17 protein-coding genes are annotated in these 18,765 nt (G+C 39.5%); 14 read left to right on the top strand and 3 right to left on the bottom strand.

The genetic code is table 11. From position 1 onward, the window contains the following. Positions 1-2: 2 nt before the first annotated feature. Both leuS and P255_RS11160 read right to left on the bottom strand, forming a co-directional pair. Entirely contained in the window at positions 3-2,627 is a 2,625-nt protein-coding gene (gene leuS, locus P255_RS11165) for a leucine--tRNA ligase (protein ID WP_004902282.1), read from the bottom strand. A gap of 133 nt (positions 2,628-2,760) precedes the next feature. Further along, positions 2,761-3,126, bottom strand: coding sequence for a DUF4124 domain-containing protein (locus P255_RS11160; protein WP_004902279.1), 366 nt, complete (start codon positions 3,124-3,126; stop codon positions 2,761-2,763). 484 nt (positions 3,127-3,610) lie between these two features. Between P255_RS11160 and P255_RS11155 the strand changes: the two genes are divergently transcribed. From P255_RS11155 to P255_RS11125, 7 genes are all read left to right on the top strand, one after another. After that, a complete protein-coding gene (locus tag P255_RS11155; protein ID WP_004902276.1) occupies positions 3,611-5,338 on the top strand; it encodes an acetolactate synthase 3 large subunit in 1,728 nt (575 codons plus the stop codon). Continuing rightward, complete coding sequence (gene ilvN / locus P255_RS11150; protein ID WP_004902274.1) at positions 5,335-5,826, top strand: acetolactate synthase small subunit; 492 nt, start codon at positions 5,335-5,337, stop codon at positions 5,824-5,826. Before P255_RS11155 ends, ilvN begins: the two co-directional genes overlap by 4 nt. A gap of 24 nt (positions 5,827-5,850) precedes the next feature. Continuing rightward, the gene (gene ilvC / locus P255_RS11145) at positions 5,851-6,867 is read left to right on the top strand and encodes a ketol-acid reductoisomerase (RefSeq protein WP_004902271.1); all 1,017 of its coding nucleotides are present in this window, start codon (positions 5,851-5,853) and stop codon (positions 6,865-6,867) included. Positions 6,868-7,453: 586 nt separating this feature from the next. Next, positions 7,454-7,972 carry a hypothetical protein gene (locus tag P255_RS11140; protein WP_004902269.1) on the top strand — a complete coding sequence of 173 codons (519 nt, stop codon included), beginning with the start codon at positions 7,454-7,456 and terminating at the stop codon, positions 7,970-7,972. Between the two features lie 111 nt (positions 7,973-8,083). Beyond that, complete coding sequence (locus P255_RS11135) at positions 8,084-8,785, top strand: fimbrial biogenesis chaperone (RefSeq protein WP_004902266.1); 702 nt, start codon at positions 8,084-8,086, stop codon at positions 8,783-8,785. Between the two features lie 3 nt (positions 8,786-8,788). Beyond that, positions 8,789-11,098 carry a fimbria/pilus outer membrane usher protein gene (locus tag P255_RS11130; RefSeq protein ID WP_004902265.1) on the top strand — a complete coding sequence of 770 codons (2,310 nt, stop codon included), beginning with the start codon at positions 8,789-8,791 and terminating at the stop codon, positions 11,096-11,098. Between the two features lie 10 nt (positions 11,099-11,108). Beyond that, entirely contained in the window at positions 11,109-11,519 is a 411-nt protein-coding gene (locus P255_RS11125) for a hypothetical protein (protein ID WP_004902264.1), read from the top strand. Between the two features lie 241 nt (positions 11,520-11,760). On the opposite strand, the gene P255_RS11120 is transcribed toward P255_RS11125, so the two are convergent. Beyond that, on the bottom strand, positions 11,761-12,654 hold the full coding sequence (locus tag P255_RS11120) for an amino acid ABC transporter substrate-binding protein (protein WP_004902263.1): 894 nt from the start codon (positions 12,652-12,654) through the stop codon (positions 11,761-11,763). A gap of 441 nt (positions 12,655-13,095) precedes the next feature. Here P255_RS11120 and P255_RS11115 point away from each other — a divergent pair, with 441 nt between their 5' ends. From P255_RS11115 to P255_RS11085, 7 genes are all read left to right on the top strand, one after another. Continuing rightward, positions 13,096-14,346, top strand: coding sequence for a glycosyltransferase family 4 protein (locus P255_RS11115; protein ID WP_004902260.1), 1,251 nt, complete (start codon positions 13,096-13,098; stop codon positions 14,344-14,346). Positions 14,347-14,385: 39 nt separating this feature from the next. After that, positions 14,386-14,940: a phosphatase PAP2 family protein gene (locus P255_RS11110; RefSeq protein ID WP_004902258.1), complete on the top strand. Its 555-nt coding sequence runs from the start codon at positions 14,386-14,388 to the stop codon at positions 14,938-14,940. Between the two features lie 55 nt (positions 14,941-14,995). Continuing rightward, positions 14,996-15,196 (top strand): Fe-S cluster assembly protein IscX, encoded by a 201-nt coding sequence (gene iscX / locus P255_RS11105; protein ID WP_004749756.1) that lies wholly within the window; start codon positions 14,996-14,998, stop codon positions 15,194-15,196. Between the two features lie 108 nt (positions 15,197-15,304). Further along, positions 15,305-15,736 carry a nucleoside-diphosphate kinase gene (gene ndk, locus P255_RS11100; RefSeq protein WP_004902254.1) on the top strand — a complete coding sequence of 144 codons (432 nt, stop codon included), beginning with the start codon at positions 15,305-15,307 and terminating at the stop codon, positions 15,734-15,736. Positions 15,737-15,855: 119 nt separating this feature from the next. Continuing rightward, the gene (gene rlmN / locus P255_RS11095) at positions 15,856-17,091 is read left to right on the top strand and encodes a dual-specificity RNA methyltransferase RlmN (RefSeq protein ID WP_004902252.1); all 1,236 of its coding nucleotides are present in this window, start codon (positions 15,856-15,858) and stop codon (positions 17,089-17,091) included. Positions 17,092-17,113: 22 nt separating this feature from the next. Further along, positions 17,114-17,974, top strand: a complete 861-nt coding sequence (gene pilW, locus P255_RS11090; protein ID WP_004902248.1) for a type IV pilus biogenesis/stability protein PilW — start codon at positions 17,114-17,116, stop codon at positions 17,972-17,974. Continuing rightward, on the top strand, positions 17,965-18,753 hold the full coding sequence (locus tag P255_RS11085) for a helix-turn-helix domain-containing protein (protein ID WP_004902245.1): 789 nt from the start codon (positions 17,965-17,967) through the stop codon (positions 18,751-18,753). Before pilW ends, P255_RS11085 begins: the two co-directional genes overlap by 10 nt. Positions 18,754-18,765: the final 12 nt, after the last annotated feature.

Below are 18,765 nucleotides of genomic sequence, written 5' to 3'. Positions count from 1 at the left end.
AATTAAACGACTAAGTTCACCAATTTGTTTGGCACAACAATTTCTTTTTTGGTCTCACCTGTCAAGAATTGCTGTACTTCAGGTAAAGCTTTGGCTTGTGCCAATAGATCTTCTTTAGAAATATCGACACTCACTTCTAATTTACCACGAAGTTTACCATTCACTTGTACCACAATCGTTTGTGTATTACGGGTCAATGCTGACTCATCTACACTTGGGAACGCAGTTGTGGTTAAGTCGATGCCAAACTGAGCCAAAACGGTTTGACTTAAATGCGGTGCAAATGGAGCAAGTAAAGTCAGTAAAGTAATCACTGCTTCACGTGCAACCGCTGCATCATTGTCAGATTTTACTTCAAACTTGGTAATTGCATTCAGCAATTCCATTTGTGCTGCAATCGCCGTATTAAATGCGTAACGACGTTCAATATCATCACTCACTTTAGCAATCGTTTCATGCACTTTACGACGCAAGTCTTGTGCTTCTTTAGATAAATTGGCTTTATCCAGCTCAACTGTTGTATAGCCTTGTTCAAAGAAGTTGCTGCTTAAACGCCATACGCGCTTCAAGAAACGGTTTGAACCTTCAACACCCGCATCTGACCATTCAAGAGATTGATCAGGTGGAGCAGCAAACATCATGAACACACGTGCAGTATCGGCACCGTATTGGTCAATAATCGCTTGAGGATCAACCCCGTTATTTTTCGACTTTGACATTTTTTCCTGACCGCCAATGATCACAGGCTGACCATCTGCTGTATATGTCGCAGACAGAATACGGCCTTTTTCATCACGCTCAAGTTCAACATCAGCAGGGTTAAACCATGTTTTCTTGCCAGACTCATCTTCACGGTAGAAGGTGTCAGCCAACACCATGCCTTGAGTAAGCAAGTTTGCAAATGGTTCGTTGCCTTGTACCACACCTTCATCACGCATCAATTTGTGGAAGAAACGTGCATAAAGTAAGTGCAAGATCGCATGCTCTACACCGCCGATATATTGGTTCACGGGTAACCAAGTTTGAGCAGCTTCAGGTTTGATCATGCCATCGGTGTAATCTGGTGAAGCATAACGTGCATAATACCAAGACGACTCAACGAAGGTATCTAGGGTATCGGTTTCACGTTTTGCAGCTTTGCCACAACATGGGCAAGTGGTTTCATAGAACTCTGGCATTTTTGCCAATGGGTTACCTGAACCGTCTGGAACGACATCAGTTGGCAAAATCACTGGAAGTTGTTCTTCTGGAACTGGCACTTGACCACAGTCGTCACAGTTGATCATCGGGATTGGGCAACCCCAGTAACGCTGACGAGAAACACCCCAGTCACGTAAACGGAACTGAACTTTTTTGTTGGCTAAAGTTTGTGGTTCTAGTTTGGCAAGGAAAGCATCAAATGCACCTTGGAAATCTAAACCGTCAAATTCACCTGAATTAACCAGTTTACCTTCTTTAGAACCGTACCATTCTTGCCATTCGGTTGCATTGAACTCAGCATCATCTTTGCCTTGAGCATCAATCACTTGTTTAATTGGCAAGTTAAATTTATTGGCAAATTCAAAATCACGTTCATCATGTGCAGGAACAGCCATGACTGCGCCAGAACCATAGGTCATTAACACATAGTTGGCGATCCAGACTTCAACATTTTCGCCTGTTAAAGGATGTTTTACGAATAAACCAGTCGCACGACCTTTTTTCTCAGCGGTTGCCAAATCTGCTTCAGCAACTGAACCATGACGACATTCTTCAATAAAGTCGTTGAGTTCAGGGCGAAGTTCAGCGGCTTTTTTCGCTAAAGGATGGTCGGCTGCAACTGCAACATACGTCACACCCATTAAGGTATCTGGGCGAGTGGTATATACCATCAAGCTGTCAGCATAAATGCTTTCGTCGGCAGAAGGGAAGATGATTTCCATACCTTCTGAGCGACCAATCCAGTTACGCTGCATGGTGAGAACCTGTTGAGGCCAACCTGCTTTTAATTGTTCTAAATCATCCAGTAATTCTTGCGCATAGTCAGTAATGCGGAAGTAGTACATTGGAATATCACGTTTTTCAACCAATGCGCCCGAACGCCAGCCACGACCATCAACCACTTGTTCGTTAGCAAGTACAGTTTGATCGACGGGATCCCAGTTTACAGTTGAAGATTTACGGTAAATCAGACCTTTCTTATAAAGCTGAACAAATAACCATTGTTCCCAGCGATAGTATTCAGGGGTACAGGTCGCAATTTCACGATCCCAGTCAATCGCAAGCCCTAAACTTTTTAGCTGATTACGCATGTAATCAATATTTTCAAATGTCCATTTTGCAGGAGCAACTTTGTGGGCAATTGCTGCATTTTCCGCAGGTAAACCAAAAGCATCCCAACCCATCGGTTGTAGAACCTGTTCGCCTTTTAAGCGGTGGAAACGGCTAATGACATCCCCAATTGTATAGTTACGCACATGACCCATATGCAGCTTACCACTTGGGTAAGGAAACATAGACAGAATATAGCGATGCTTGCCTTCTACTGTGTCAGCAACTTTAAAGACTTTACGATTTTCCCAATCTTGTTGGACTTGAGGTTCAATCGCACTGGCTTGATATTCAGGGTCAATATGAGGTGTAGTCATAAACGTAATAAGAACAATGTGGAAATAGTTTGTCGCAAAGCATAGCGCAAAATGCACCTAAAAGTGAATTTTGCGCAAGAAAAACTCGTCTGTCTATCCATAAATACGAGAAAACAGCAGTCAAATTTATGGATTACTGTGCTTTAGGAGCGCTTACGGGTGAATTTTCTTGATTATTGAGAGGTGCTTGTTGATTTGCTGGTTGATTTTGAGTCGATGATGCATGATTTGTCGCAGGTTGTGACGTATTTTTCTGAGACGTATTATTGTTATTCGTATTTGTTGTTGCTGGTGCTGGAGTAGTTGCCCAACCATGCGTTTGAATTTTACCGCGAGTTTTTACACCTTTGGCTTTTGGCGGTGGTGTGGTGGTGTAATGAGTCGAACCGTGAGCATCAACCCATTTATAGTAATCTGGCTGAGCCGAACTGATCTGACTTAACCCCATTAAGCCCAATCCAATCATACTTGAGATCATTATTTGTTTTAGCGTTTTCATAGAAACCCTTGTTGATTTTAAATAGTCACACATCCTAAATTTTAGCGTGTTTTTTGACTGAAAATATGAATTTCTATGGTCAAATTGGGATTAACTTCAGATTTTTTATCTTCAGATCAACGGTGAGCATGTCTGTGGCACTAAGCAATTTGTGAAAAAACACATAGAAGTCTTGACAATCGGGGATGAAACAAGAAAAATGCTACACTTATTTATCTGATCACCCTTCGGATAAGTAAACGAATTGTGCAATAGGCATATATCCTCTAGCCGAGCTATATGTTGAATTAAAAATATGTTTATCCCAGCATGTTTTTACCTTAAAGATGCAGTATTTACAGCTTATATCGCTGTTGCATCCGATTTTTATCCTATTGCAGCGCCTAGGCGTGAAATTTGTGCTATAAGAGTACAGTTTGTATGAATTAAACACATATGTAATGTCTCCCATTACATAGAAAAAAGATATTTAGGGTGAATCACGTTGGAACTTCTATCTGGTGGTGAAATGCTCGTTCGTGCACTTGCGGACGAAGGTGTTGAACACGTTTTTGGATATCCTGGTGGCGCAGTTTTGCACATCTATGATGCGCTATTTAAACAAGATAAAATTCAGCATTACCTAGTACGCCACGAACAGGCTGCTGGGCATATGGCAGATGCATATTCGCGAGTCACAGGCAAAACAGGGGTCGTACTTGTTACTTCAGGCCCTGGTGCAACCAATACTGTTACACCAATCGCGACAGCCTATATGGACTCGATTCCTATGGTGATTCTGTCTGGACAAGTTGCTTCTCATCTTATCGGGGAAGATGCTTTCCAGGAAACAGATATGGTGGGTGTGTCACGTCCAATCGTAAAACATAGCTTCCAAGTTCGTCATGCAAGTGAAATTCCTGGCATTATCAAAAAAGCATTTTATATTGCTGCAAGTGGCCGTCCAGGACCTGTTGTAGTTGATATTCCAAAAGATGCAACCAATCCAGCAGAAAAATTTGCTTACGAATATCCTGAAAAGGTGAAGATGCGCTCTTATCAGCCACCTTACCGTGGACATACTGGGCAAATTCGTAAAGCAGTTGAAGAGTTGCTCTTGGCAAAACGCCCAGTCATTTATAGTGGTGGTGGGGTTGTACAAGGCAATGCTGCCGAGTTATTGACTGAACTTGCACATTTGCTGAATTACCCAGTCACCAATACCCTTATGGGCTTGGGTGGTTTCCCTGGAACTGATCCTCAGTTTATCGGGATGTTGGGTATGCATGGTTGCTATGAAGCCAACATGGCGATGCACAATGCCGATGTGATTTTTGCAGTAGGCGCACGTTTTGATGACCGTGTTACCAATAACCCTGCAAAATTCTGTCCAAATGCCAAAGTTGTGCATATTGATATTGATCCTGCGACCATTTCTAAAACTATTTCAGCGCATATTCCAATTGTGGGTGCAGTTGAACCTGTATTGCAGGAAATGTTGAGTCAGTTGAAACAGCTCAATATCTCTAAGCCAAATCCAGAGTCTTTAGCTCAGTGGTGGAATCAAATCAATGAATGGCGTCAAGTTCATGGTCTGAAATATGCTCCTGCGGTTGACGGTGGTATGAAGCCGCAACAAGTGGTTGAAACTTTATATAAAATCACGAACGGTGAGGCGATTATTACCTCTGACGTTGGTCAGCATCAGATGTTTGCTGCACTTTATTATAAGTATGATCAGCCACGTCAATGGATCAACTCTGGCGGTTTAGGAACGATGGGTGTGGGTCTACCATATGCCATGGCTGCCAAATTGGCAAAACCTGAACAGCAAGTGGTGTGTATCACAGGCGAAGCTTCAATTCAGATGTGTATCCAAGAGCTTTCAACCTGTAAGCAATATGGTTTAAACGTTAAGATTCTATGCTTGAATAACCGTGCGCTTGGTATGGTAAAACAATGGCAAGACATGAACTATGAAGGTCGTCACTCAAGTTCATATGTTGAATCACTGCCAGACTTTACCAAGTTAATGGAAGCTTACGGACACGTAGGTATTCAAATTAATCATGCCGATGAGTTAGAAGCCAAACTTGAAGAAGCAATGGCGATTAACGATAAGTGCGTGTTTATTAACGTGATGGTTGACCGTTCTGAGCATGTTTACCCAATGCAGATCGCTGGTCAGTCTATGAAGGACATGTGGTTACATAAAGGGGAGCGTACAAAATGAGACACATTATTTCTGTACTCATTGAAAATGAATCAGGTGCGCTTTCTCGTTTAGTCGGTTTGTTTAGTCAGCGTGGCTATAATATTGAAACCTTAAATGTAGCACCGACTGAAGATCCAACTTTGTCTCGTTTAACATTAACCACGTATGGTGATGATCATAAAATTGAGCAAATTACCAAACAACTGAATAAATTAATTGAAGTTGTAAAAGTGGTTGATTTGAGCGAGGGTGCGCATATTGAACGTGAACTGATGCTAATTAAAGTAAAAGCATTGGGTGCGGCGCGCGATGAAATTAAACGCACAACAGATATTTTCCGTGCTTCAATTGTCGATGTTACGCCAACAACGTATACCATTCAGATTGTTGGTACTACTGAAAAACTCGATGGATTTATTGATGCTTTAGCTGAAAATACCATTTTGGAAGTGGTACGTTCAGGCGTGTCAGGTATTGCACGCGGCGAAAAAGTATTAACGGTTTAAAAAAGATTTTACTGGAGAACACAAATGCAAATTTTTTACGATAAAGATTGTGACTTATCTATCATCCAAGGCAAAAAAGTAGCAATTATCGGTTACGGTTCACAAGGTCATGCACACGCATTAAACCTTAAAGATTCAGGTGTAGATGTAACTGTAGGTCTACGTGCAAACTCTGCTTCTTGGAAAAAAGCAGAAAATGCAGGTCTTAAAGTTGCTGAAGTTCCTGCAGCTGTTGCTCAAGCTGACTTGGTGATGATCTTGACTCCAGATGAGTTCCAATCACAACTTTATCGTGACGTGATTGAGCCAAATATCAAAGAAGGCGCTACGCTTGCGTTTGCTCACGGCTTCTCTATCCTTTATAACCAAGTTGTTCCACGTAAAGACTTGGATGTCATCATGGTTGCACCAAAAGCACCTGGTCACACAGTACGTTCTGAATACCAACGTGGTTCAGGTGTTCCAGATCTAATCGCTGTTCATCAAGATGCTTCTGGTAATGCACGTAACGTTGCTCTTTCTTACGCTTCAGGTGTAGGTGGTGGTCGTACTGGTATTATCGAGACTTCATTCCGTGAAGAAACTGAAACTGACTTGTTCGGTGAGCAAGCGGTTCTTTGTGGTGGTGCAGTTGAATTGGTGAAAATGGGCTTCGAAACTTTGGTTGAAGCAGGTTATGCACCAGAAATGGCTTACTTTGAATGCTTGCACGAACTTAAATTGATCGTTGACTTGATGTTCGAAGGCGGTATCGCAGACATGAACTACTCAGTGTCTAACAACGCTGAATACGGTGAATACGTAACTGGTGTTGAAGTGATCAATGAACAGTCTCGTGAAGCAATGCGCAATGCATTGAAACGTATTCAATCTGGTGAATATGCAAAAATGTTCATCCAAGAAGGTGCGTTGAACTACCCATCAATGACTGCTCGTCGTCGTCAAAATGCGGCACACGGTATTGAAGTTACTGGTGCTAAATTACGTGCGATGATGCCTTGGATTCAAGCAAACAAAATCGTTGATAAAGAGAAAAACTAAGTTTTAACTCGATCAAACATAAAAAACCCTGACTTTAAGTTGGGGTTTTTTATTGCCTGTAGGAGGGCTTTACCTAACTTTGTATTTTGCTGTTCAGGCTTGATAGCACAGCAGGTTACTTCATGTTTACGGGAAGTAGGTATTTAAGCATAGTTTGAAAAATGTGAAATAAGTCACGTTTTTTTGAAAAAATATGATTTTTTATGGGTAAGTGTGAACTTTATGTGATTTTAATTTAATTTTGTGTGTTTAAATGTATTTCTTATAGAAAATTTAACAATACTGTATATATGTGATTTTTCTATTTAAAAAAATAAGGATAAGAATCTATATTTCTTATATTTAAAAAAATAATATAAAAACCATTCTTATATTTATTTAATTTATATTGAAATAAGTAAAATAAACAAGGAATTATAATAAATAAGTATATATCCGATGTGGGAACATGAACTTTACCATTTTTTTTATGATTTTAAAAAAAGAATATAAGCTTTTACTCAGCACTTATAAAACTCTAACTCTAACTTTTATAAGAGGTTTGAAATTTTATAATTGCGAATAAATAAAATAAGGGAGATGGGTTATGAATATAATGATGAAAACATTATTATCCGCCGCTGCATTGACTGCTTTTACAGGAGTTGCTCATGCTGGTAATCAAGAATGTGATACAGGCACAGGGACTTCTAAATGTCACGACACAATTCCAATTGAGTTGGTTGTAGCAAAAAAATGTGTGCTAAGAGCTGATGATAAAATCACCGTGGATAGTAAAACTGGTGTGGGTACTGGTTCATTTTGGGTCGGTGCGAATGCTAATTATAACTTACTTGTCAACACTACTTATCATGGTCAGACAGGTGCTACTGGTACAGATGAAAGCTACTTAAAAGGCAGTGGTAGTAATACTACGACTATCCCAACAACAGTCACAACTAAACGCGGTACAAAAAGCATCAACCTTGGTGTAGCAGCTCTAGGTGAGCCGATGGCTCTAACCACAATGAATCAATATAGTGTTACAGTGAAAACTAAAAACGCGATCGGATCTGTTTTAGCAGATAAATATAGCGATCTCTATAGTATTGATGTCTATTTCTAATCATATACCTGAAAGAGCTCTACTAAATATACGTTTGGTAGAGCTTTTTAATAACAAAATATCAGTTATTTATAAAAGGGAAGTTTTTTATATTATAGGGATGGACTAGATATGAAAAAAATAGCATTACTTTTATTTATATTTTTTTTAAATATAAATAAATTATGGGCAGAATTTGGCGTAACTCCTACACAACTTTATATTTCAAATAAACAGCAAAGAAGCACAACAGTTACTCTTTCTTTGAGTGAAGGAAGTGAAAAAAAAGTATTTGAAGCATCTGCAATGAAATGGTCACAAAACGAAAAAGGAGAGGATGTGCTGGAGCCAGATCCAAATATCATTATTAACCCGAAAAATTTTGTAATAAAACCAAATTCAGAGCAAGTTATACGGGTTGGCTTTAGACAATTACCAAGCCTAGAAAAAGAAGGGACTTGGCGTATTTTTTTTAAGGAAGTGCCACCTGCTTTAAAAGCAAATACAGTTCAATTTATGATGAATCTTTCGATTCCACTTTTTGTAGGACAACAAAAAGCAATAGATTTAAAAGCCATACCAAGATTTGAAAATAATAATTTGTTAGTGAATATAAAAAATAATGCAGAATCTCATGTGCAAATTACAGGAATAACGTTAATAGATGAAAATAAAAAAGAAATTGCTCTAAATTATGATAGGAAATATTTGCTAACAAAGCAGGAAAATAATTTTAAATTTAGTCAGATAAAATCGAGAAATATCGATAGCTATAAAATCTTAATAAAAACAGATAAAAGTGAAAAACCGCTAGAGCTTAAGCTCAAGGAATAAAATATGAAAAAAATGATCATCATCAATGGATTGATTATTTGTTCATTTGCCCATGCAGAGGCAGTAGGTGGTAATGAACCCATTTTGGCAGATATTTGGTTGAATGGTATTGATAAAAATACGGAAACTCTTTTTATTCAAGAGAATAATCAATTTTATGTTGAATGTAGCGTACTTGCTCAGCTTAAACTGAAAGTAGATTTATTTCAAAAAAATACGAGCCAAAAGCAGTATTGTTTGGTGACGACATCTGCTATTGGCTCTGAGTTGGATACTGCAATGCAGGCTGTAAAAATCAATTTACCGCCAGAGTATTTTTTGGAATATCTTGATAAGACTAAATTGCCTTTACCAAATAAGGCAAATTTAGGGGCTTTTTTAAACTATGATTTTTACTTTGACAAATCTAAAGGTGCTCATGAATTTAATAATCTTTATGAATTAGGGTTTTTTAAAGATTTTTGGATGTTTAAAAATGCCGTGATCTATCGGGATCAGGTAAATAGTGGTGAAAGTTCTGTAGTTCGTTTGAATACAGAGCTTAGTATTGATTTCCCTGGGAATTACACCAAACTTGTATTGGGTGATACTACGACAGTCTATAACCCTTTAGCGAGTTCCTTTCGATTTGGTGGTTTAAGTTTTGGTACAAACTATACTGAGCGTTCAGACCTTATTTACTGGAATGCTCCCGTGTTGAGGGGGAGTGCGGTAGTTCCTTCAACCATCGACCTGTATATTAACGGTATTAATATATATCGGCAAAATGTTACGGCTGGAGATTATGTATTACAAACAGGTGCAAATATTCAGCAATCGGGTAATGCACAAATAGTGGTACAAGATGTACTTGGAAACCGAAGTGTACAAAATTTTCCAATTTTAATTAATAACCGATTATTACAAGCTGGGCTAAATGAATATAATTTTTCTTTAGGGAAAATACGCTATAACTATGATTATAATAGCTCAGATTATCGTGAATTTTTTACGAGTGCATATTTTCGGCGTGGTATAACAGATAAAACAACTTTGGGCTTTACTGCAGATTATAGCTCGGATATACAGACTTTGGGCTTAATGTGGACACAGGCTGCACCCAAGTATGCTTTATTTGATTTTTCTGTGATGGGGAGTCATGGTTATGGTGAAAATGGTTACGCATTAGGTGCATCAGTGAGTCGTAACTTTAAAAATTTCTCTTTTGGTGTAGCGAGTAAATATTCCTCAGATAAATTTAAATCACTAGGTTATACAGTTGACACTATTATTCCACAATTTGATAATCTTGCTTATTTGAGTTTTTATAATATTCCATTTTTTGATAATATAAATTTTAACTATATTGATCGCCGCTATTATAAAAATCAAAGCCAAAACCAAAATCAAACTTTACCAAATACTAAACTTTTAAACATTGGAGTCTCGAAAAGAATTACATCACAGCTTTATTTAAGCTTGTCTTATTTTAAAGATTTTAGTGCGAGTAAAGATGATGGTGCTTATATTTCATTAAGTTATAATTTTGATAATAATAAATCTGTTTATATTGATCAATCTGTGGATGGTAATACGCGTGCGACCTTTGCTCAATCTATTACAGGGCAGAATGGCTTTGGTTATTCTGTAGGGATGAATCGCTCCAATGGACAGTTAGGCTACAATGCTTCTGGATTGTTAAAAACTTCATATGGCGATTTGCGGATTTTACATTCTCAAAACCCAGATTATTATGACACCCAAGTAGATTATAAAGGGGCATTGGTTTGGTTGGATAATCAATTTAGTTTTACCAAGTCAATCGATGATGCCTTTGCCCTTGTTAAAGTTTCTGATTATAAGGACATTGAGGTTTATAGATCATTAGTTCCTGTTGGAACAACCAAAAAAAATGGTTATTTCTTTATTCATAATATCTTGCCGTATATCACATATGATTTGTCATTTAATCAAGACCAGATTCCGATTGAAAGCAAAATAGAAACATCAAGTAAAAAGTTAATCGCACTTAATCAGCGAGGTTATTTCTTTGATTTTCCAATTTATCAAACTCAACAGGTCGTTGTTAAATTGTTAAATACGAAAGGCGAGATTTTCCCGAGAGCAACAGAAGTTTATGTAGATAATAATAAAGATGAAGTTTACCCAACAGATGCCGAAGGTCAATTGTATCTATACGGACTGTTACCAGGTCATAAATATCAGTTAAAAGCACAACAAGCGGAGGATGCATTCTGTACCAGTGAATTAAATGTTCCTGCACAAGTTGCAGATCATAATTCAGTAAAAGTAATCGAACTTACCTGTAAGTAGGAGAAGTCAAATGAAGAGTGTATTTATTTTATGTTTAGCCTGTAGTGTAATGAGTACTACCTATGCTGCTTCGTGTTCTGTGGGTAATGTAACCGAACCTAAAATGATGCTGGCGAGTTATTATCATAGTCAATCTGCAACTTCATTTAGTGTAAGTTGCGATCGTGGTTACTCGATTCTTTTTAGTAGTATGAATTTACGTAGTGCTGATGGCACAAGTTATGTGTCCAATGGAGCGTATAAACTAAGAACCAAATTAACAATCTCAGGTCCTGTCGAAAATCTGTGGAATGTGCCATTAACTGCCAATACTACAGGTACAAATCGATATATTATTGCTGTTCATCTGGAAGAACAGCCCTCTATTCGTACTCCAGCAGGCGTTTACAGAGATATGATTTATGTTAATTTATCTTTCTGATTTCTAATGATACTTATTTGCTTGTGCCAGATAAGTATCATTTTATTATTTTTGTGACTGTATTAAGTTATTCATCAACATAATTTTCTTTTAAATAGACTCCTTTCATCAGTCGGCCTGATTTTCTCTCATGGAGTAAAACCAAGCGACTCTAAACAATGATGAAAGAAGCCTAAAGTACCCAAAACTGCATATTTTTAATCTTTAGCTTAAAAATAATCGTGCAATATCTTGGCGTGGTTTAAATCCCCGCATCGGTTGGGCGGCGTTGTAGATTCAGGAATGAACGGTTTGGCGCCATATTCAAGTTAATATTGTGAGGCATAATTGGGGACTGGAACCACTTATGGTAAAGCTTGCCCATTTGACCAGATTTCCATAGATCATTTACGCTTGTATCAACAATATCTTTAAACTTGGGATCTCCTTTTGGCAACATGATCGCATAAGGCTCAGAAGATAAAACAGGGCCTACAATTTCATAGGCATGTGGGTTTGAGCTTTTGGCAATGAGTCCTGCAAGAATATTATCATCCATGACAAATGCTTCAGCTTTTCCACTGGCAAGAATTGCAAATGAGTCATCAAAGTCACGACCATAAACATTCGTCACATTAATATTTTTACCGCGTTCATTACGTTTGATATATGTATCTGATGTTGTGCCAGCCGTTGTGACAACGGCTTTGTGGTCAAGGTCAACAAGGTTTTGGATATGCGCGCTTTTTCTGACTGCCATACGAACTTCGGTGTAATAGAAGTTGGTCGAGAAAGCCACCTCGTGCTGGCGTTTGTAGGAGTTTGTCGTTGCTCCGCATTCCATATCAACATGACCTGATTGAATGCTAGGTATGCGTTGACTTGGATTAAGAGCAACAAACTCAACTTTTAAATGGGGAGCGTTGAGTTCTTTTTTAATGTCATTGGCAACGGTACGGCAAATGTCGATCACATAGCCTGTTGCGCCACCATTGTACGTATAGGAGATTGGCATAGCGGCATCATTGAAACCAATGACTAATTTGCCTGAGTTTTTGATCTTCGCAAGTGTATCCACTGCATAGGTTTGACTTGTTCCTAAAGAAAGACAAGCAAACAAAGATGATGCAATGAATGTTCTTGAAAATAATTTCATGATTTTCCTTGATATGGTGTTGTGTATTGTTTTTAAAATAGGCGTGAGCCAGTGTAATTTATAAGCAAAACAAATGCCATATTTTTGAGCTGTAATGTCATGATTTTTTTGAATTTAATATAAATGTAATATTTTATATTGTTGATTTTTAACGTTATTTTTACTTTAATTTATGTGTTTGAAAACAAACAGAATGTGAATTTATGGTGAATAAATAAACGGTTATTTTTGTTCGAAAAATGATTGCAATATATTGGTGCATTTACTATTTAGTTATGCTTACTAATCGGGCAATTTATTGAAAATTTAATCAACAATCAGCTTCACAACTTCAGTGTTGCAACTGTCAAAAAAACGTCATCGACTCATCATTAAACTGCAAGAAAATAAGATTAGATTGGTTTTCATAAAACAACAAAATGATATGGTGGAACCATGCTCATGCCATCGACTGCGGCATTGAAACGCCAGTTAGATATGCCATTTAAATTTCGATTTAAACGCGGCTATCAGCAGCAGCCCGCACAGGAACGTGCAGTAGAACAACTTATTCGCCCTAAGCTCAAAATCGCAATCGTCACGGAAACCTGGCCTCCTGAAATTAATGGTGTGGCACTTTCATTGCAGCATCTGTGTCAAGGTTTACAGCAACAAGGGCATAAAATTATGCTCATTCGTCCAGAGCAGAGTCGTAGTTGCACTACATTTGTAGCGCAGCAGGAATGTCTGGTTACGGCACATAAAATTCCGAAGTACCCAAGTTTGCAATTTGGTCGCCCGCAGTGGTTGAAGGTGACGAAAGCAATTGAACAGTTTCAACCCGATGTGGTGCATATCGTGACTGAAGGGCCTTTGGGGCTTTTGGCATTGCAAGTCGCAAAAATGAAAAAAATAGCGATTTCCAGTGGTTTCCATTCACCATTTCAAGAGTTTAGTCGATTTTTTGATTTGGCATTTCTAGTCAAACCCATTCAGCATTATTTACGCTGGTTTCATAACAATACCAATCTGACCTGTGTGCCTAGTCAGGATACTGCACGTGCTTTGCAAGCACATGGCATCACCTGTCCGATTCAGGTGATTAGCCGTGGGGTGGATCATCGTTTATTTTCTCCAGAGCATCGCTGTGAAGACATGCGCCAACATTGGGGTGTTGATCGTCAGACTAAGGTGTTGCTGTATGTTGGGCGGCTTTCTCCTGAAAAAGAAATTCATGTCTTGATTGATGGGTATTTACAGGCTCGTCGTCAACAGCAGGCTGTTCGGTTGGTGATCGTGGGGGATGGGCCAGACAAAGAACGCTTGCAACAGCTAGATTCAGAACAACAGGTTATTTTTATGGGGAACCTGACAGGGCAACGTCTGGCTGAGGCGTATGCCAGTAGTGACGTATTTGTCTTTGCTAGTCGGGTAGAAACTTTTGGTAACGTAGTTTTGGAAGCAATGGCTAGTGGTCTACCTGTTTTGGCTTATGATTATGCTTGTGCACATGCATATATTCAAAATGAACAGTCAGGCTGGTTGATTGACTTAAACGACGAGCAGGGCTTGGTACGGCGCATGCAGAATTTACCTGCTTTGTCGCAGTTGCATCTCATGGGGCAACAGGCGCGCATGCAAGTCAAAGATGCAGGATGGCAACGTCCTGTCCAACAGTTTGAGCAGGCTTTGTATGGTTTGATGATGACCTAGAATTAAGCCGATTCATCTTTGCTAGATGAGGAGAATACGATGACTAGTTTTCAACGCGCTAAACTATACATCTTAGCACTTGATCTTAAAGGCTGTTTGTATCTGAATCATTTTTCCCATTCACAGGGAATCAGTCAATTTTTTAAAGTGATTAGCCGTTTGGGCGATGGCTGGTTCTGGTATGTAATGCTCAGTATTGTCTGGATGAACCATGGCTTGGTATATATTGTGAAAATTGGCTATTTATTACTGGCAGGTTCGACAGGGACATTGCTCTATAAATTACTTAAGCACAAAACGATTCGCCCACGACCTTATCAGGTTCATCAAGTGATTGTTTTGGGTGAACGCCCGCTGGATCATTTTAGTTTTCCCTCTGGGCACACCTTGCATGCTGTGCTGGCAACCACAGTTCTTGGATACATTCAGCCGATTCTACTGATTTGCATGTTGCCATTTACGCTCTTGGTTGCGTTCTCACGAATGGTTTTGGGTTTGCACTATCCGACTGATGTGATTATTGGAGCGGTTTTGGGCGGTTTGGTAGGATGGGCTGTGATTTCCTTCGCACCAATGCTGAATCTGGTGTTGTAAAACCGACAGTGAAATTTTAAAGTAGCCGCATGATATAGAGATACTAGGATAGATGATGGGTTTACGCTGGACTGATACAATCGATATTGCAATTGAATTATTGGAAGCACATCCTGATGTTGACCCGCAGTGGGTTCGTTTTACCGATTTGCATACATGGGTGTGTGCTTTGCCCGATTTTAGCGATGACCCAAACAAGTCAACAGAAGGTCTGCTTGAAGCCATTCAGATGGCATGGATTGATGAAAGCAATTAAAAACGGCTAAAAATCCAAACTTTTACATTTTCTTAGCTGATTATTCTGACTAACCTCGGTATAATGCGGCAAAAATTTATCTTGATTTTTTGAATTAAGGAGCCAGACATGGCAATTGAACGTACTTTATCTATCGTAAAACCAGACGCTGTTGCTAAAAACCACATTGGTGACATTTTCGCTCGTTTTGAAAAAGCTGGCTTAAAAATCGTTGCAACAAAAATGAAACACCTTTCTCAAGCTGAAGCTGAAGGTTTTTACGCAGAACACAAAGAACGCGGTTTCTTTGCTGACCTCGTTGCGTTCATGACTTCTGGTCCAGTGGTTGTTTCAGTTCTTGAAGGCGAAAACGCAGTTCTTGCTCACCGCGAAATCTTGGGCGCTACAAACCCTAAAGAAGCTGCACCTGGTACAATCCGTGCAGACTTCGCTGTAAGCATCGATGAAAACGCTGCTCACGGTTCTGACTCAGTAGCATCTGCTGCTCGCGAAGTTTCTTATTTCTTCGCTCAAACTGAAGTTTGCCCACGCACTCGTTAATCGAGATACTTCAAACCAGATAAGTGTTATACTGCTTATCTGGTTTTTTTATTCTTGAAAATCTCTTGGCTCTATAGGGCCACTCTTGTTTTTTCTTTGACATTGTTTAGGTAATACACATGGCTCTTGAAGCAGTTGGTTCATCTTTGGTTTCAGATGGACAGCAAAACACCGCCACATTGCATCAGCCTGCGAATCCAGTGCAAAAAGTTAATTTACTTGGCATGTCACGGGCAGAACTTGAAAAATTCTTTGAAGATTTGGGCGAAAAGAAGTTTCGCGCAGGTCAGGTCATGAAATGGATTCACCAGTACTTTGTGACTGATTTTGCTGAAATGACCAATATTTCAGGCAAACTTCGCGACAAACTGGTACAGATTTGTGAAATTAAAGCGCCTGAAGTGGTTCATCGTAATTATTCTAAAGATGGCACACGTAAGTGGGTATTTCGCGTGGGTGAAGGCAAGGGCTCTTTGGTTGAGACCGTTCTGATTCCTGCGGAAGATAAAACAGGTTCACGCAAGACATTGTGTATTTCTTCACAAGTGGGTTGTGCACTGGACTGTTCATTTTGTTCGACAGGAAAACAAGGCTTTCAGCGCGATCTAACACCTGCAGAAATTATTGGTCAGCTTTGGATGGCAAACTTCTCTTATATGGAAGACGTGCCTGTCGCAGAGCGTGAACGCTCGGTAACCAATGTCGTGATGATGGGGATGGGTGAGCCTTTACTCAATTATGACGCTGTTTTAAGTTCAATGCGGATTATGTTGGATGACTTTGCATATGGTATGTCGAAGCGTCGCGTGACATTGTCAACTTCAGGTGTTGTGCCGAAAATTGACCAGCTCGCACAAGATATTGATGTGGCTTTAGCAATTTCTTTACATGCACCGAACGATGAGTTGCGTAACGAACTTGTACCGATCAATAAAAAATATCCATTAGAACAACTGATTACTGCATGTCAGCGTTATATTGCCAAAGACGGTAATGAAAGTGCACGTAAACATGTGACCATTGAATATGTCATGCTTGACGGGGTAAATGATCAGCCTGAGCATGCACAGCAATTACTTAAATTATTAAAAAATCTACCAAGTAAGATTAACCTGATTCCTTTTAACCCGTTCCCGCACGCACCGTACGGTCGCTCAAGTCGTAACCGTATTATTGCCTTCCAAAAAACTTTGTCAGATGCGGGCTTTGTCTGTACTATTCGTCAGACACGTGGTGACGATATTGATGCTGCATGTGGTCAGTTGGTCGGACAAGTTGCTGACCGTACCCGTCGCGCGGCACAATGGCAAAAGAAAATTGCAGAAAAAAATGAGATCATACGCTCAAAAGGATAATAATTCACTGAGGTGGTTTGGCGTGAAAAAAACTGTAAAACATAGTGTGATATTACTGGGTGTAGGTGCTTTGTTGTTCAGTTTACAAGGCTGTCAAAGCACACTCGGACTCGTGAAAAAAGATAGTTCACCGAGTTATGCAGATATTAGTACGCCAACCAGCAAGTTTAAGCGTGACAAGAAAAAAGCTGCTGAAATTCGTGTGGAGATTGCTGCTGAATATTTACGCACAGGCGATTTGGATGCAGCAAAACGTGCGCTCGATGATGTGTTTCAAGAGACCACCCGAAACGTGCGTGCGAATATGCTTATGGCGGTCTTGTTGCAGCAAGAGGGTAGCCCTGAGAATGTAGCGAAAGCTGAAGAATATTTTAAACGTGCGATTTCGATTGACCCTCAAGATGCACAAACACGTAACAATTATGGGCGTTATCTGTTTCAGTTAGGGCGCTATAATGACGCGCTGGAACAACTCAAGCTTGCAGGCTCAACTTTAGGTTATGAGCAGCGTGGAATGGCGCTGGAAAATCTGGGTTTGACTTATTTAAAGCTGGGTGATGCACCAAATGCTGAAAAAACATTCAGACAAGCCTTGCAAGTAAATCGAAATTCTACAGTTTCGATGTTAGAGTTGGCGGAAATTTTTTACCTGCGTCAACAGTTTGCACTGGCAACAGAAGCGTATGGTGATTATGTGCGATTGGTTGGAGATAAAAACCAAAGCGCACACGGTCTATGGGTTGGTATTCGCCTTGCTCGCGCCAATGGTGATAATATGAGCAAGCAGGTTTTGGTGAATCAATTGCGGGCTTTGTTCCCCGATAGCCAAGAATATCAACGTTATTTGCAATTACAGTACAGTACTGAGGCGGTATGGAAGTAAATCCAAATTCACAGCAATCGACGGGTACATCAGCAACCCCTAATACTTTAGGCAACGTTCAACGTCCAGGTGAATACTTACGTCATATCCGCCTTGCTCAAAAACGTGAATTGGCTGATGTTTCAAAAGCTTTGAATATGCCGATAAAAACTTTGGAAGCGCTAGAAAGTGATGATTATAAATCATTGCCTGAAGCAACCTTTATTAAGGGTTATTATCGTATATATGCCAAATACCTAAATGTCGATGCTTCAGCAATTATTCAGCGTTTTGATGAAATCTATGCCAATGACACAGGTTTATTGCCAAATCACGCCTTAAAAGATTCACCGATTAAAATCATGGGCAAACTGCCTGGTTCAAACAGTGATCGCAATAAAAAATGGTTAAAACGCATTGTGATTGCCATTGTGGTGATTTTTGTATTGTGGCTCGTGGTGTTAGGCTTGCAAAAATGGGCGGCAAAAAAACAGCCAGCAGCTGCGGCAAACCCACAATCGAATACACAGGTGATTTCTGTAGATCAAAATACAGCAACAACGGGCGGCGATCAGCTCAATTTGAAATTCTCACAGCCGACTTCAGTCAATATTGTGGACTCCACAGGTAAAGTATTGGCAACAGGTCGTCAGGCTGCAGATTTAAGCCTAAAAGGTGTTTCACCATTTCAGGTACGTCTTGACAATGCCAGTGCTGTGACTTTAACCCTAAATAATGAATCTATTCCTTTGGCACCTTATACGGTAAATGGTCAGGCAGACTTCCGTTTATCACGTTAATGCAACAGAGTT

Origin of the sequence: Acinetobacter brisouii CIP 110357, from assembly GCF_000488275.1 — a bacterium.
GTDB lineage: Bacteria > Pseudomonadota > Gammaproteobacteria > Pseudomonadales > Moraxellaceae > Acinetobacter > Acinetobacter brisouii.
Note: the sequence above shows the minus strand (reverse complement) of the source record. Positions and strands in the feature narration are given on the sequence as shown.